14 protein-coding genes are annotated in these 15,067 nt (G+C 40.1%); 8 read left to right on the top strand and 6 right to left on the bottom strand.

Annotated features, from left to right (window positions below):
* Positions 1-3: 3 nt before the first annotated feature.
* The gene (ndhC, locus tag AC3CAU_RS13210) at positions 4-552 is read right to left on the bottom strand and encodes an NADH-quinone oxidoreductase subunit A (protein ID WP_131214226.1); all 549 of its coding nucleotides are present in this window, start codon (positions 550-552) and stop codon (positions 4-6) included.
* A gap of 617 nt (positions 553-1,169) precedes the next feature.
* Here ndhC and AC3CAU_RS13205 point away from each other — a divergent pair.
* Positions 1,170-1,526: a hypothetical protein gene (locus AC3CAU_RS13205; protein ID WP_131214227.1), complete on the top strand. Its 357-nt coding sequence runs from the start codon at positions 1,170-1,172 to the stop codon at positions 1,524-1,526.
* 51 nt (positions 1,527-1,577) lie between these two features.
* On the opposite strand, the gene bfmS is transcribed toward AC3CAU_RS13205, so the two are convergent.
* Positions 1,578-3,236: a sensor histidine kinase BfmS gene (gene bfmS, locus AC3CAU_RS13200; RefSeq protein ID WP_131214228.1), complete on the bottom strand. Its 1,659-nt coding sequence runs from the start codon at positions 3,234-3,236 to the stop codon at positions 1,578-1,580.
* A 31-nt stretch (positions 3,237-3,267) separates the two neighbouring features.
* The gene (gene bfmR, locus AC3CAU_RS13195) at positions 3,268-3,984 is read right to left on the bottom strand and encodes a response regulator transcription factor BfmR (protein ID WP_067870229.1); all 717 of its coding nucleotides are present in this window, start codon (positions 3,982-3,984) and stop codon (positions 3,268-3,270) included.
* 589 nt (positions 3,985-4,573) lie between these two features.
* Here bfmR and AC3CAU_RS13190 point away from each other — a divergent pair.
* The 7 genes from AC3CAU_RS13190 (at position 4,574) to AC3CAU_RS13160 (ending at position 12,107) form a co-directional block, all read left to right on the top strand.
* Positions 4,574-7,408: a ribonucleoside-diphosphate reductase subunit alpha gene (locus AC3CAU_RS13190; protein ID WP_131214229.1), complete on the top strand. Its 2,835-nt coding sequence runs from the start codon at positions 4,574-4,576 to the stop codon at positions 7,406-7,408.
* A gap of 286 nt (positions 7,409-7,694) precedes the next feature.
* Positions 7,695-7,820, top strand: coding sequence for a hypothetical protein (locus AC3CAU_RS13185; protein ID WP_284702734.1), 126 nt, complete (start codon positions 7,695-7,697; stop codon positions 7,818-7,820).
* Positions 7,821-7,884: 64 nt separating this feature from the next.
* A complete protein-coding gene (locus tag AC3CAU_RS13180; RefSeq protein ID WP_284702735.1) occupies positions 7,885-8,013 on the top strand; it encodes a hypothetical protein in 129 nt (42 codons plus the stop codon).
* Positions 8,014-8,156: 143 nt separating this feature from the next.
* Positions 8,157-9,440 carry a ribonucleotide-diphosphate reductase subunit beta gene (locus AC3CAU_RS13175; RefSeq protein ID WP_131214230.1) on the top strand — a complete coding sequence of 428 codons (1,284 nt, stop codon included), beginning with the start codon at positions 8,157-8,159 and terminating at the stop codon, positions 9,438-9,440.
* A 69-nt stretch (positions 9,441-9,509) separates the two neighbouring features.
* On the top strand, positions 9,510-10,256 hold the full coding sequence (locus AC3CAU_RS13170) for an FRG domain-containing protein (RefSeq protein WP_447053551.1): 747 nt from the start codon (positions 9,510-9,512) through the stop codon (positions 10,254-10,256).
* Positions 10,243-11,328: a DUF262 domain-containing protein gene (locus AC3CAU_RS13165; RefSeq protein WP_447053552.1), complete on the top strand. Its 1,086-nt coding sequence runs from the start codon at positions 10,243-10,245 to the stop codon at positions 11,326-11,328. Before AC3CAU_RS13170 ends, AC3CAU_RS13165 begins: the two co-directional genes overlap by 14 nt.
* 170 nt (positions 11,329-11,498) lie before the next feature.
* Positions 11,499-12,107 carry a DUF805 domain-containing protein gene (locus tag AC3CAU_RS13160; protein WP_447053553.1) on the top strand — a complete coding sequence of 203 codons (609 nt, stop codon included), beginning with the start codon at positions 11,499-11,501 and terminating at the stop codon, positions 12,105-12,107.
* A gap of 45 nt (positions 12,108-12,152) precedes the next feature.
* Here the strand turns inward: AC3CAU_RS13160 and AC3CAU_RS13155 are convergent, their stop codons facing one another.
* The 3 genes from AC3CAU_RS13155 to rutG form a co-directional block, all read right to left on the bottom strand.
* Positions 12,153-12,566, bottom strand: coding sequence for a TM2 domain-containing protein (locus AC3CAU_RS13155; RefSeq protein WP_447053554.1), 414 nt, complete (start codon positions 12,564-12,566; stop codon positions 12,153-12,155).
* A 242-nt stretch (positions 12,567-12,808) separates the two neighbouring features.
* Entirely contained in the window at positions 12,809-13,681 is an 873-nt protein-coding gene (locus tag AC3CAU_RS13150; RefSeq protein WP_447053555.1) for an NAD(P)-dependent oxidoreductase, read from the bottom strand.
* Between the two features lie 9 nt (positions 13,682-13,690).
* Complete coding sequence (gene rutG / locus AC3CAU_RS13145; protein ID WP_447053556.1) at positions 13,691-15,049, bottom strand: pyrimidine utilization transport protein G; 1,359 nt, start codon at positions 15,047-15,049, stop codon at positions 13,691-13,693.
* Positions 15,050-15,067: the final 18 nt, after the last annotated feature.

Genomic DNA, 15,067 nt, shown 5'->3' with positions numbered 1-15,067 from the left:
GAGTTACTCCTTAATAGATGATGTAGCCGGTGTTTTTGCTTTCACACGACCAGAAGATTGAGCTGGAATTTGACCTGTAGGGTCCATAACCAACTCTTCAATAGAGTTAAAGCGAGTAATGTCTGCAAGGTTCATATTTGCTGAACCGATTTTCGGTTGCATAGCTGCTGATTTGCGACGATCGGTTGGCGCCCAATTTAATGCGCCTACTTTCACTGCATAAATCAACGCAATCAATAAATCGACTACAAAAATCACCACAGTGGTAAAACCGAACCAACCTACCTCACGAACCGATGTAGCCCATGCGTAGAGATAAAGTGCTTCTAAGTCAAATACTACAAAGAAAATCGCAACCAAGTAGAATTTAGCAGACAAGCGGATGCGTGCTCCACCCGCACCTACCACACCTGACTCAAATTGCTCTTGCTTCGCACGGCCCCATGACTTACCCCCAAGGAGTAAAGGAACTGTGAGCATAAAGACGCAAAGAAATGTAACGCCGATCACGAAGGCAATAATTGCCCAATCGTATGGAGTAATGGCACTCATGCGGGGATAACTCCTGGCAGGCCTAATTTATTAACAAAGAATGTATGTATTGGCCTTCTAATACACCAAACACAAAATTAATCCCGCCAATTGTACCTGATTTATGATTTCACTTGCTAGCTTATAAGCCTTAGTCTTTTGGATGATATTTTAGTCAGTTTGCTGTTTTTTCAAAGCTTAAGCCCTATTGTTTGTCTAGCAATCGCTTTATTAAATCAAAAAAAGAAAATTGATTATTTTTTTCAAATTTATGTAATTCAGGCTTATATTTCCCATAAAAAACCCAAATCTTGATGCCATCTATTTATTCAAGCATATTTCATTCGGCATAAAACGATCAAACTTTGGCAAAAATTTTCCAGCCCCCGCTCACCTCCAAATCATTACTGTTTTATCTCTTCCATGAAGATCAGTACGGTCAACAGGCTTATGAAGAATATGGGAAGGCTTTTTAGGGGAGTACTAAAGGCCTAACCTCTATATAAGACAACAAACATGACTTTGCAGTCCGTATTTGTGTGTTTTTTTGCAACTCTAATGCTTCTCATGATGACCTCATTTGCTATTTATGCTATTCCTATTTACATTCGTAGACACAAAGAATAAGGAGCAAACACATGGGTTTAGAATACAAACACGAATCAGAGTATTTTTTCTTTGCACAACTTTTAGTGCGTCATGTGGAAGGGTATGTTCAAAAACATCCGGATGCTCAGAATGCAATTTTTGACCTTCGCGATATTTATGAACTTTTCCGCCAAGACTTTGCCTCTGCCACTACAAATCTGGATGCTATTTTAAATCTTGCAGATCAATATAAAGTTGAAACATTAAATGGCGATCAAAAGCTGATTAGCCATTATGCGATCGACCCTAAGAATAATTCCTTATTACTCGACTTCAATGCGGATGCGCTAGAAAGCCTGAAACAAGGAAAACAGATTATTGAACCCGATGCTACTCTTCACGAGTAATGAGTAAGCAATAAAAAAGCACCAAATCTGGTGCTTTTTTTTAATTCATTACTAAGACTCTATGCCGTCTTTGGTCATGCCTAATTTCTTGGCTGATTTATTAAACCTTTGTGCAGGCCAGGTCATGGTAAAACGCGCACCACCCAAAACCGGGCTTTTATCCACATGAATATTACCGCCAAACCAGTAAGCAATACGGCTTACAATAGACAAACCTAAACCATAACCACCAGAAGCACGGGTTCGGCTGTCATCGAGACGTGCAAAAGCTTCAAAGATCCGCTTCCGCTCTTCCTCGGGAATACCTGCGCCATCATCTTCAACTTGCACATAAGCCAGACCCTCCTCGTTAATGCCACCACTCACAATTATCTTGTCATCACAGTAGCGAATCGCATTGCCAACTAGGTTTTGTACCACACGGTGCAAGTAACGGCGCTCTGCATCCACCACAACGCCAGGTTGCGCTACACGTAACTCAATTTCTTTTTGTGTTTTTAGCGCTTCAGTTTCAACCACCACTTGATCCAAGACTTCAAATAAGGTGATTTTTTCAAAATCTAACGAAGGTGTGCCCTGTTCAAGTTTTGCATAGGTCATGATTTCGTCAATCAAGGTGTTTAGCGCTTCAATATCCTTATCAATCTGTTCAACCTGCTGCAAACGGTATTCATAATCATCTTCTTCTGCCAGCATTTCCATACCAAAACGGATACGTGCTACAGGCGTACGTAATTCATGCGAAACCGCGCGCATCAATTCACGCTGTGCTTCAATCAAACGCTGAATATGATCTGACATACTATTGTAATTCGTCGCCAGACTTGCCATTTCATCGGTACCATCGATCGGTAAACGCAAGGTCATATCACCCGACTTCATTCGATGCAAGGCATAATTGACTTCACGCAAACGACGTTGCATCGGCACAAGCAGACCATATACCCCTAAACTCAACACAAATAAGCTAAGCAAGGTAATCCCAGCTGCAAGCTGAAAAGGCATCCAGTTAAATAACGGTACCGGACCCAGTACCAGCACCTCAGAAGGTGAACTTGGCATAGGGGAAACAATTGAAATTGTGGTTCCACGCACCGAGGCATTATCACGATATAAAATAATACTGTGATCTAATCGAAGTCGACCTATCTGTTCGGAATCAAGTGGCAGGTTTTGAACTTTTTCAATTTGAATGGGATAGGAAAAATTCGATTGAATTTTTGCCAAATATTCTTTTTCTTGTCCTGGGTAATACACCAGATAATCCAGAATAAAAATGGGCAACGCTTTCATTTGGCGTTCACCAATTTTGTCTACTTTTATATAAAGCAAATGTTTTGGATCATCTTTCAAGCCAATAATCACGTAAGCAATCGAGTTCTGCGCATCATAACGAACCGCAGCTTTGCGATCACTAATTCGCTTTTGCTCGGCACGCGATAAATCAACTTTATTTGAATCTACATAATAAATGGGCAACTCAAGTAAATCTGAAGCATCAGAAACCCAGTCTTTTTTCTGTTGCTCATTCGGCTGTCGCGCGATGCCTTCACTAATAATATAAGACACCCCATCGGTTAAAGACTCACGATATTCCTGCGCGCGCTGATAATTAATAATCTGAACCAGCAGGTAGCCAAATACCGCCACCAAAGCGACTAAAATCACTAACCCCGCATAAATACGCAAGAATATACTGTGTTTAAACAAGAGGATGTCCTATAAAAATTAGGTACAACTATTAAAGACCGTTGGTTTCTTTAACGAACAAATAGCCTTTACTACGTACTGTTTTAATACGTTTCGGATTTTCAGGATCATCACCAATTTTTGGACGGATACGCGAAATACGCACATCGATTGAACGGTCTTGACCATCATATTCAATACCGCGCAGACGCTCAAAAATATCTTCACGAGATAGAATGCGACCGGCATTTGAAGCCAATAACCACAACAAGTCATATTCAGCACTGGTGAAATCAACCAACTCACCATTCAAAGTCACCGAACGACCACCGTTATCAATCACAAGGTCATCGAATTCGATACGTTGTGCAACTTCATCTTCCGGTACTTTATCAGTACGACGTAGTAATGCACGGATACGCGCCAAGAGAACACGTGGCTGAACAGGTTTAGCGACATAATCGTCCGCCCCCATTTCCAGACCCAAAACTTGGTCCATATCTTCAGTACGTGCAGTCAACATCAGAATCGGTTGATGATAATGTGGACGAACTTCACGACAAATGGTTAAACCATCTGCACCTGGCAACATCACATCCAGTACTACCAGATCTGGTTGTTCAGCAATAATACGGCGGATTGCGCGATTACCGTCAGGCTCTACCCCAACTTCTAATCCATTACGAATCAGGTATTCTTGAGTCAAACGTGCAAGACGCTCATCGTCTTCAACAATTAAAATTTTAGGTAACTTTTCTTCTTGGCTCATAAAATGCCCCTGTTATATGGATTAAGGTATCCTTAAAAATCCGGTGGATACGCTTTAATATATTCAGCAATATACACACGTTTACATTGTAAACAAGATGGCATTCACCAAACTGATACATCAAAGTAGTTTTTTGTTATATTTTTATTAACTATTGAATTAATTGATATTTTCCCATTTAATGCGGCTTGGAGCTATTTTTTTGACACATTATGTTACAAAATGAGGATTTTATATACATTTTGCCATTTTGTTCAGAATATGAGTAATTAATCGCACTCTTTTAACTTATCCACAAGGTTATCTATAAGCACTTAATTCGAGCTTTGGTATGCTAGACCCCTGTCTAATCAGGCTTATACAAGAAGCATAAAAATAGAGATTTTTTTGCAATGAGATATTGCGAAGAAATAGAAAAATTTTTACTAAAATGTCAATATTGATCTAAGCTCATTTTTCCCGTATCTTGTGTTCAATTCGATTTTAAACCACTAGTTCTTGTGTTTATTCCTCAAACACTGAGATGAGATTTCGTCCAGTTCAAATGGTCCACACACATAACCATAGATGACAATGGAGCTATGCCAACATGAGCGTAATCACTTCAATTCCTGGTCAACTTCAGGTGATTAAACGCACCGGTGATGTTGCTACTTTTGATGCAGAGAAAATCTCTGTCGCGATAGGTAAAGCTTTCTTGGCTGTAGAAGGTCAACAAAGCGCTGATTCAAGCCGTATTCATGATCGTATAGAACAACTTACCGAAATGGTGATGAATACTTTTAACCGTCGTTTACCATCAGGTGGCACGATTCACATTGAAGAAATTCAAGACCAAGTTGAACTTGCGCTTATGCGTACAGGTGAACAAAAAGTTGCGCGTGCGTATGTCATCTACCGCGAACAACGCTCTGATGCACGTAAACAAACTGGCGCACACCATCATCCTACTTTGCAAATTACCGCTGCAAATGGTCAGCTTCAACCGCTTGATTTAGGTGCACTAAAAGCACATGTAGAAAAAGCTGCTGAAGGCCTGGAAGGAATTGACGTTCAGGCGATCGTTGATGAAACCATCAAGAACTTGTATAACGGCGTAAAAGAGTCTGACATCTCAACTACTATGATGATGGCGACCCGTACCCGTATTGAACAAGAACCGAATTATACTTATGTAACTGCACGTTTACTTCGTGACAATCTGGTTGCTACAGGTTTAGAGTTCTTGGGTCTTTCTACAGACACCAACGAAGGTGATGCTTTAGAAACCTTCTTGAAGAAAGGGATCGAGCTTGATCTTCTCTCTCCAGAACTGCTTAACTTTGACCTTGCTAAATTGGCCGCTGCGATTCAACCAGAACGCTCAAACCAGTTCACATACTTAGGTCTACAAACTTTATTTGACCGTTACTTCATCCATTCAAATGGCATCCGTTTTGAATTGCCGCAATTGTTCTTCATGCGCGTTTCGATGGGTCTGTCACTTAATGAAGAAAACCGTGAAGATCGTGCCATCGAGTTCTATAACTTGTTGTCTAGCTTCGACTATATGGCTTCAACACCTACCCTATTTAACTCGGGTACTTTACGTCCCCAGTTGTCTAGCTGTTACTTAACCACCATTGGTGATGACCTGTACAACATTTATGGCGCAATGCGTGATAACGCAATGTTGTCTAAATGGGCGGGCGGTTTAGGCAATGACTGGACGCCAGTTCGTGCCTTGAACTCATACATCAAAGGAACCAACGGTAAATCACAAGGTGTTGTTCCATTCCTTAAAGTTGCCAACGATACTGCTGTTGCGGTAAACCAAGGTGGTAAGCGTAAAGGTGCAGTGTGTGCATACCTTGAAACTTGGCACTTGGATATCGAAGAATTTCTGGAACTGCGTAAAAATACCGGTGATGACCGTCGCCGTACCCACGACATGAATACTGCAAACTGGGTTCCAGACTTGTTCATGCAACGTGTATTTGAAGATGGTGAATGGACCCTGTTCACGCCTTCTGAAACACCTGACCTTCATGATTTAATAGGTGCAGAATTCGCTGAGCGTTATGCTTACTATGAAGGCATTGCCAAAGAAACAAACATGTTGCACAAAGTTATTCGTGCAAAAGATTTGTGGCGCAAAATGCTGTCTATGCTGTTTGAAACTGGTCACCCGTGGATTACATTTAAAGACGTATGTAACTTGCGTTCACCACAACAACACGTGGGCGTAGTGCATTCATCTAACTTGTGTACAGAAATTACGTTAAACACCAATGAAGATGAAATCGCAGTATGTAACTTGGGTTCAATCAACCTTGTACAACATGTTCAAGGTGGTGTGTTAGATCGTGAAAAACTGGCGCGTACAGTAAAAACTGCTGTCCGTATGCTTGATAACGTGATTGACATCAACTACTACGCAGTACCACAAGCACGTACTTCAAACATGAAGCATCGTCCAGTTGGTATGGGCATTATGGGCTTCCAGGATGCATTGTATGAAATGAACCTAGCCTATGGTTCTGATGCTGCAGTTGATTTTGCCGATGAATCGATGGAAGTGATCAGCTACTACGCTATTTCAACTTCAAGCGATTTGGCTGTTGAACGCGGTACGTATGAGACATTTAAAGGATCACTTTGGGATCAAGGTATCTTGCCAATCGACTCTTTAGATCTCGTTGCGAAATCACGTCCAGAACGCATGTTCGAAGTGGATCGTACTACTCGTCTGGATTGGGATACTTTACGCAGCAAAGTTCAAAAAGACGGCATGCGTAACTCGAACGTGATGGCGATTGCTCCAACTGCAACCATTTCAAACATTTGTGGTGTTTCTCAGTCTATCGAACCGACTTTCCAAAACCTGTATGTGAAATCTAACCTTTCTGGTGAATTCACAGTGATCAACCCGTACCTGGTACGTGCGTTAAAAGATCGCGGTCTTTGGGATTCAGTGATGGTGAACGACCTTAAACATTTTGAAGGTTCTGTTCAGAAGATTTCGCGTATTCCTGAAGAGCTTAAAGCCATCTTCGCGACTGCGTTTGAAGTTGAACCACGCTGGATTGTAGATGCTGCATCACGCCGTCAAAAATGGATTGATCAGGCACAGTCTCTTAACCTTTACATCTCTGGTGCAAATGGTAAGAAACTGGACATGACCTACAAAATGGCTTGGTTACGTGGTCTTAAAACCACGTATTACCTTCGTGCATTGGGTGCGACTTCTACAGAAAAATCGACCATTAACACCGGTGCATTGAACGCAGTAAAATCAAACATGGGGCCTGCTGTTGTCACTAGCGCACCTGTGGTTGAAGAAGTGAAAAAACCTGAAGCAGTAGCGGAAGATGATTTTGCTCAAGCAGCGCCAGTGCCATTGGCTTGTTCAATTGACAATCCTGATTGTGAAGCTTGCCAATAAGTTTGCATGACCTCCCCTAACCCCTCCTAGAAGGAGGGGGATTCCTCGAAGCAAATGGCGGGATGCAAGTCCCCCTTTGCAAAATGGGGATTTAGGGGATTCCAAAATTTAGGCAATAAAAAAGCCCTATAGCGTCCGTCAAAACTAACTAAAGGGCTTTTCAATCTCGAAGTGATACCAAAATGGTCACGACGAGGCTGGCATTAGCAAATGCGAGATGAATTGTAGCACTGAATTCTTTCTCGAGCCAGTATGAGTCATTTTGATTTGATATGGAGATAACTCTATGGCTACTAAAAAAGTTTCCCGTGATGCTGGTACTGGTCGCTTTGTTACTGAAAAGTATGCACAAAAGCATCCTAAAACGACAGTGACTGAAACCGTTAAACCTACAAAATCATCTAAAAAATGATTTTGTGAATGTGAATCTTAGTCTCGGCTAGGATTTACATTTTAAATAATTATAGGAAAACACCATGCTCCATATGACTCACAACTACATGTTAGGACTTGTTGCACTGGTCGTTTCCTTTGTTCTGACTTTTTATGTCCCGATTGGCTATTTCTGGCTCAAGGCACATAAAGCGAGCAAGCAAAATAAGTAGTGTGGGTATCTGCTCTATCGAACAAGTTTAGTGCTTTCATCGGCAAAACTTAATTTTGCTTACACAATTTAAGCGTATAGTAAGACATCTCAGCCAAGCTGAATGTCTCATAAAAGATATAAAGCAACGTAGAGAGAATTAATATGTCTATCCTAAGTTGGGACGATTTCGAAGATGATTCGCAAAAACCGGCTGCACCTGAACACAAGTCTGCGCCCATCAACCCGCAAAAAGCGGCTGATACGCAGATGGTATCTGATGCACACAACACATCGTCGGATGTGGCAATTGCACAACCCATTGCAACCAGTAAAGGTCGAACAAAACATTCAGCCGATTCACTGGCAAGAGCATCTGCTGCCTTAGAAACACTTGATGTTGCTCCAGGCTTAGAAGAGCTTGAAATGGGTGCACAGCGCGTACAGGTTGATGATAAAGCCATGATCAACTGTCGTGCTGACTTAAACCAGCTTGTGCCGTTTAAATACGAATGGGCTTGGCAAAAATATCTAGACGGTTGTGCCAATCACTGGATGCCGCAAGAAGTCAACATGAACCATGACATCGCACTTTGGAAGTCTGAAAACGGCTTAACCGAAGATGAGCGAACTATTGTGATGCGTTCACTTGGTTTCTTCTCGACTGCCGACTCATTGGTTGCAAATAATCTGGTATTGGCGATTTACCGTCATATTACCAACCCTGAATGCCGTCAGTACATTTTGCGTCAAGCATTTGAAGAAGCGATTCATACGCATGCTTACCAATACTGTATCGAATCTTTGGGTATGGATGAAGGCGAAGTCTTCAACATGTACCGCGAAGTACCGTCAGTAGCACGTAAAGCGGCTTGGGGCTTAAAATACACTCAGTCTTTAAGTGATCCTACTTTCAAAACCGGTACACCTGAAAACGACCAAATCTTGCTTCGTAACTTGATCGCGTTCTACTGTGTACTTGAAGGGATTTTCTTCTATTGTGGTTTCAGCCAGATCCTGTCTATGGGTCGTCGTAACAAGATGAATGGTGTTGCCGAGCAATTCCAGTACATCCTACGTGATGAATCTATGCACTTGAACTTTGGTATCGACATGATTAACCAAATCAAGAATGAAAATCCAAGTCTTTGGACAGCTGAATTCCAGGAAGAAATCATTCAAATGATTCTTGAAGGTACCATGCTTGAAATCGAATACGCACGTGACACTATGCCACGCGGTGTATTGGGCATGAATGCTGCAATGATGGAAGAATACTTGAAGTTCATTGCAAACCGTCGTTTAGCACAACTTGGCTTGCCTGAACAATTTGCTGGTGTGAACAATCCATTCCAGTGGATGTCAGAAATGATGGACTTGCGTAAAGAGAAAAATTTCTTTGAAACGCGTGTTACGGACTACCAAACTGGTGGCGCGTTAAGCTGGTAATAAATATTAAAAAGGGAAGCATAAAAGCTTCCCTTTTTTTACTTTAAAAAATAAGATCGAGAAGAAATAATGTCTGATGATATTTCAGTCAGTTCAATAGAAGAACTTATTAGTGCCTTATCCCAACTAAGCAATTGGGAAATTAAATGGTATAGAGGACAAGGAAATAAAGATTGGAATTTAATACCAATTTTCTTAAGACAAAATGCCAGAACCTCGGAAAAAACTATTGTTAATAGATTCATGCAAAATGCATCAATGCTTCTAGAAAATAAGCCTAACACTTATTTTGATTGGATGTTTCTAATGCAACATTATGGTGTACCAACTAGATTACTAGACTGGAGTGAAAGCCCATTAGTAGCATTATATTTTGCAGTACAAGGTCACAAGGAAGAAGACGGAGCATTATGGATTTTGGATCCAATCCTACTTAATTCTTCTTCAAATGTAAAAAGAGAAGGTGAATTAGATTTTATACCTTCCTTTGAAGATAAGTATCTTACTACCTATACATTCCAAGCTATGGAAGATACTCCTCATATCATTCTTAAACCACTTGCAACAATTGCAACTCGAAACAATGTACGCATTCAAGCTCAACAAGGTGTATTTACAATTCACCAATTAGATAAAACTCCAATTGATGAGCTTTATGAAAAAAACCATGTAAGAAAAATTATTATAAAAAAAGAAGCAAAAGAACAAATTCTAGGTGACTTAAAACTATTAGGTTTCGGTCGTTTTCAATTATTCCCAGAATTAGCAAGCATTGGTGAATTGGTTAGTGGAGCAATCAAATATGAATTACATTGAAACTCATGATTTAAAAAATTCAACCATCATGAAAATGTTTGCAAACCGTAAACGAATTAAGTTAGACCCTCCTTATCAACGGGCTGGTGGCGTATGGAATATTGAAAAAAAACAATTACTCATAGATTCTCTGCTTAATGATTTTGATATTCCAAAAATCTATTTCCATAGCTACACAAGAAATCAGGAAACAAATTCTGAATTTAGTCACTCTGTAATTGATGGTCGACAAAGACTTGAGGCAATTTGGGAATTTATTGAAGGTCGTTTTTCTCTTGCAAGTGATTTTATATATTTAAGAGACCCTAAAATCAACTTATCGAATCTAACTTACAAGGATATTGCTTCCGAATATATTGACATCAGAATAGATTTTGATTCTGTAATCCTCCCTATTATTGAAGTAATAACAGATGACATCGACCTAATAGAAGAAATGTTTTCAAGACTTAATGATGGTGAACCCTTAAATGCAGCTGAAAAACGAAATGCATTTACTGGAGCAGTTACTAATAGTATTAGAAGTTTAATTAATCACCCTTTTTTTACCGAAAAAGTAAAATTTCAAAATATTAGATACAAACATCAGGATATTGCAGCAAAAATACTTTTTACGGAATCCAATTTAACTAATCATAAAAAATTAGTTGATACTAAAAAAATATATTTAGATAAATTTGTTAAAGATAACATTCGTAATAGCACCCATATTGATGGTATCACTCAAAATGTCGTTAAAACATTAGACAATATGTCACATGTCTTCATGTCTAAAGATGAACTACTCAGGGCACAAGGGAATATAGTAGTTTACTATTTATTATTTAAAAATGCCGAATCAAATAACCAATTGCATTTAATTAATCGAACAAAGTTTATTGAATGGAGAAAAAAACTTTCCGACAATAAATTATTAGCAGATATAAGTGATAGTGAAACTGACGAACAAACCAATATCTCGTATGAGTTATTAGAATTTAATAGACTTTCGCAACAGGGAACAAATGACGTATCAAATATTAGAGAAAGGTTAAGAATTTTATCTGACTACTTTGAAATTACTCTAAATTAGTAAATTATATCCCGTTCATGTAGCGGGATTTTTTGTTAAAAATAAAAACCTAGGTTAATACAATAACTTAAAAACAAATAATATGTTTATTTTTCAAAATACTCTACTATTATAAAATTGAATAACAACACTACATTTACGACTTAATACCCATAAAAATAGAGGCAAAAATGAAAGGACAGATTCTAGATTATTCAATCCAAACCAATTCAGGCATTATCAGTGGTGATGACCAAAACCGTTACAATTTTACCGGTGTAGAATGGCGAGGACAACGTCCACCTACTCGTGGCGATCGTGTGGATTTTGATATCGATAGTACAACAGGGAATGCAACTCAAATTTTTACAGCATTGGGTCACGGTAATCCGGTGCAAAATATTTCCAATCAGTTAGACAAACTTTCCGATCAGAATAAAGCTGAAGAACAATTCAACATGATTGACTGGTTTGTCAAATGTTTAAAAAATTACGTCACCTTTGATGGGCGTGCACGACGTAAGGAATTTTGGTTCTTTATGCTCGTTTGTTTCATTTTAGGCATTATTGTACAAGTGCTTGATGCGATATTAGGTACACACCAAACTCTAAATGGTTTATTAAATCTGGCCTTACTCCTGCCTAGCTTGGCTGTAGGTGCTCGTCGTTTACATGACACAAATCGATCAGGTTGGTGGCAACTTCTGATCCTAACTGTTATTGGAATTATTCCACTGATTATCTGGTGGGCATCAGATACAAAAAGGGAAAACAACCAATGGGGACAACCTGCTAAATAAAGCAGATAAAAAAAGGGCGATAACGCCCTTTTACTCAATCAAAATTTAGCCGTATTTGCGGGCAAAGTCTTCATCTGAGGTACACAAGTAAATAATGAACTCGATGAAAGCCACGATTGCCGGAATAAAGGTCCAGCAAAAAATCAGATAAACAATTCCCCAGCCAATTTGCCCCAAATAAAATTTATGAATACCAAAGCCGCCGAGGAAAAAAGCCAAGATTGCTGCAATAATCCTGTTTTTATCGCCCACTTGCGTAGGAAATACTGACGGTGAACTAAGGATATAAATATCATTGGCCTGACCGGTTCCATCCACGCTAAAATCAACTTTTTGACCTCGGGCAGGTGGAATTTGCCCACGCCACTGCGCCCCAGAAAACTGATAGCGGTTTTGGTCATCACCACTGATCACTCCCGAATTGCTCTGAATGGAAAAATCCAATATCTGCCCTTTCATATACACCCTTAGTTTTTTTATATTATCTTTTTAAATTATAGGTTTAATTGTTCGAATTTAAAACAGGTATCGATAGAGAGCTTATTCGGAGAATATCCCACTGTCAGTACATATAATTTTTGTTCTGTCACTTTATAAAATAGAGCAGTTTAATAACTTCATGCCAAAAGCACTTCAAATAAAAAACCCGGACTTTTTAATCCGAGTTTTTAATGAATGATTTAAACTGACGAGTGATAGATTTATCGCAACTCGATTTGATTGATCTTTTCCAAACCTTGTACAGCAGCAGAAAAATCTAACTGACTCGCGGATTCTTTCTCAATTAAAGCAAATTGCTGCTGAATCAAGTGCATACTTGGAAGCTGCAATGACTCTTGCTGAATCAAATCGACTGCAATGCCAATATCTTTTTGCAACAAATCCAGCGCAAAGGTTTTATCAAAACTTCGACTGAGTACCCGCTGCCCCATAATATTTTCAGACATACTGCTTTTACCACTGGAATGATTAATACAGTTCAAAGCTGCCGATAAATCAACGCTCTTAGATTTCAATACGGTGAGACCTTCTGCCAACGCCCATAAGTGGGTGGCCATCAAGGTATTATTAATTGCTTTCACCGCAAAACCAGAACCGCTTTCGCCGACATATTCGATGAGACCTGAAAATGCAGCAATAATCGGTTTGGCTTTTTCAAAGGCAGCTACATCGCCACCAATCATCACGGTTAAGGTGCCTTTTTCAGCGCCGATGGTTTGACCTGAAACCGGTGCATCCAGATATTCCACCCCTATTTTTTTTAAGGCTTGATTTAACTGTTGTGCAGATTTTGGAACACCACTGGTGCAATCAATCCAGATACTGCCTGACTTGGGTGGATGCTCAGCAATCAATTGCTCTACATCCGCACTGGTCGGTAAACATGAAAATATATAATCTGCTTGCACCGCCTTTTCTATATCCACAGATTGGGTTTGAAAGCTGATTGAATGATGATCTGCCTTGGACTGGGTTCTGTTCCAGACCCAGACTTCATGTCCAAGTTTAGGAAGATGGGAGGCCATATGCCATCCCATTGCCCCGAGTCCAATAAATGCAATTGTCTGATTCAAAATGAACTCCTATGGATGTGTGACTGGTGTAACTGATTCGGTATCTACCCTGACTGGAACTGGACTGATTGCATCTTCACCACGATTCAAAAATAGATTCAGTACAATCGCCGCTAAAGTTGCAGTTCCAATCCCGCCTAAATCGAAGATGCCGATTTTTAAACTAAAGTTACCAGCTCCCATAATCAGGCTCACCGCAGCAATAATTAAAGTGCTGTTTTTGCTGAAATCGATTTTGTTATCAATCCAGATTTTTGCGCCAGCCACGGTAATCAAACCAAATACCATTATGGATGCGCCGCCCAATAATGCCACGGGAATAGTACTAATCACGGCACCAAATTTAGGTGACAAGCCGAGCAAAATGGCAAATAGACCTGCCACAACAAAGATCGTCGTTGAATAGACTTTAGTGACGGCCATCACGCCAATATTTTCAGCATACGTGGTCATACCTGTACCGCCGACCGATGCAGACATTGAAGTACATATACCATCTGCAAAGAATGCACGTCCCATGTATGGATCAAGATTTTTGCCGGTCATGCCCGAAACTGCTTTAAAGTGACCCAGGTTTTCAGCCACTAAAATTAGTGCCACAGGTGCAATCAATAAAATGGCATTGGCGTTAAAAACAGGATTATGCAAAGTCGGCAAACCAATCCAAGCTGCGTCTGAAATAATGCTGAAATTAATCGGTGTACCGAACCCCATGACATTGGTCATCAGGAAATAAATAAAATAGGCAGCTACAAGACCGAGTAGAAGCAATAAACGTCGCACCATTCCTCGAGTAAACACCGCCACTACGCTGATACAGATAATGGTGACTACTGCCATCCAGGTATCGAATGAACTAGCAGATACACTTTTAATGGTCACTGGCGCGAGATTCAAACCAATGATCATGACAATTGCGCCCGTCACAATCGGTGGCATCAATTTTTCAATCCAGCGGGTCCCGGTTTTCATGACAATTAAACCAATACCGGCATAAATCAAGCCACAGACCATAGTTCCGCCAAGTGCCAAGGCAAGATTAGGATTAGATCCTGCACCGGCATAACCAGTTGCTGCAGCAACTGCACCAATAAAAGCAAAGCTCGACCCCAGATAACTTGGCATACGCCCGCCGGTAATCAGGAAAAATAAAATGGTCCCGATACCGGTAATTAAAATGGTTAAGTTCGGATCGAAACCCATCAACAAAGGTGCAAGCACCGTTGCGCCAAACATGGCAAAAGCATGTTGCAGTCCTAAAACAATACTTTTCCCCGCAGGTAAATATTCATCTATTTGCACGGGTGTTGTATCTAAATTGCCTTGGTAAGGCTTAAATTCCGGAAACCACGATTCTTTTTTTTGCATGGGTTTCCCCTCCCCTAA

Source organism: Acinetobacter sp. GG23, assembly GCF_057766365.1.
The sequence above is the reverse complement of the archived record's forward strand: the minus strand, read 5'-3'. Positions and strand labels throughout refer to the sequence as shown.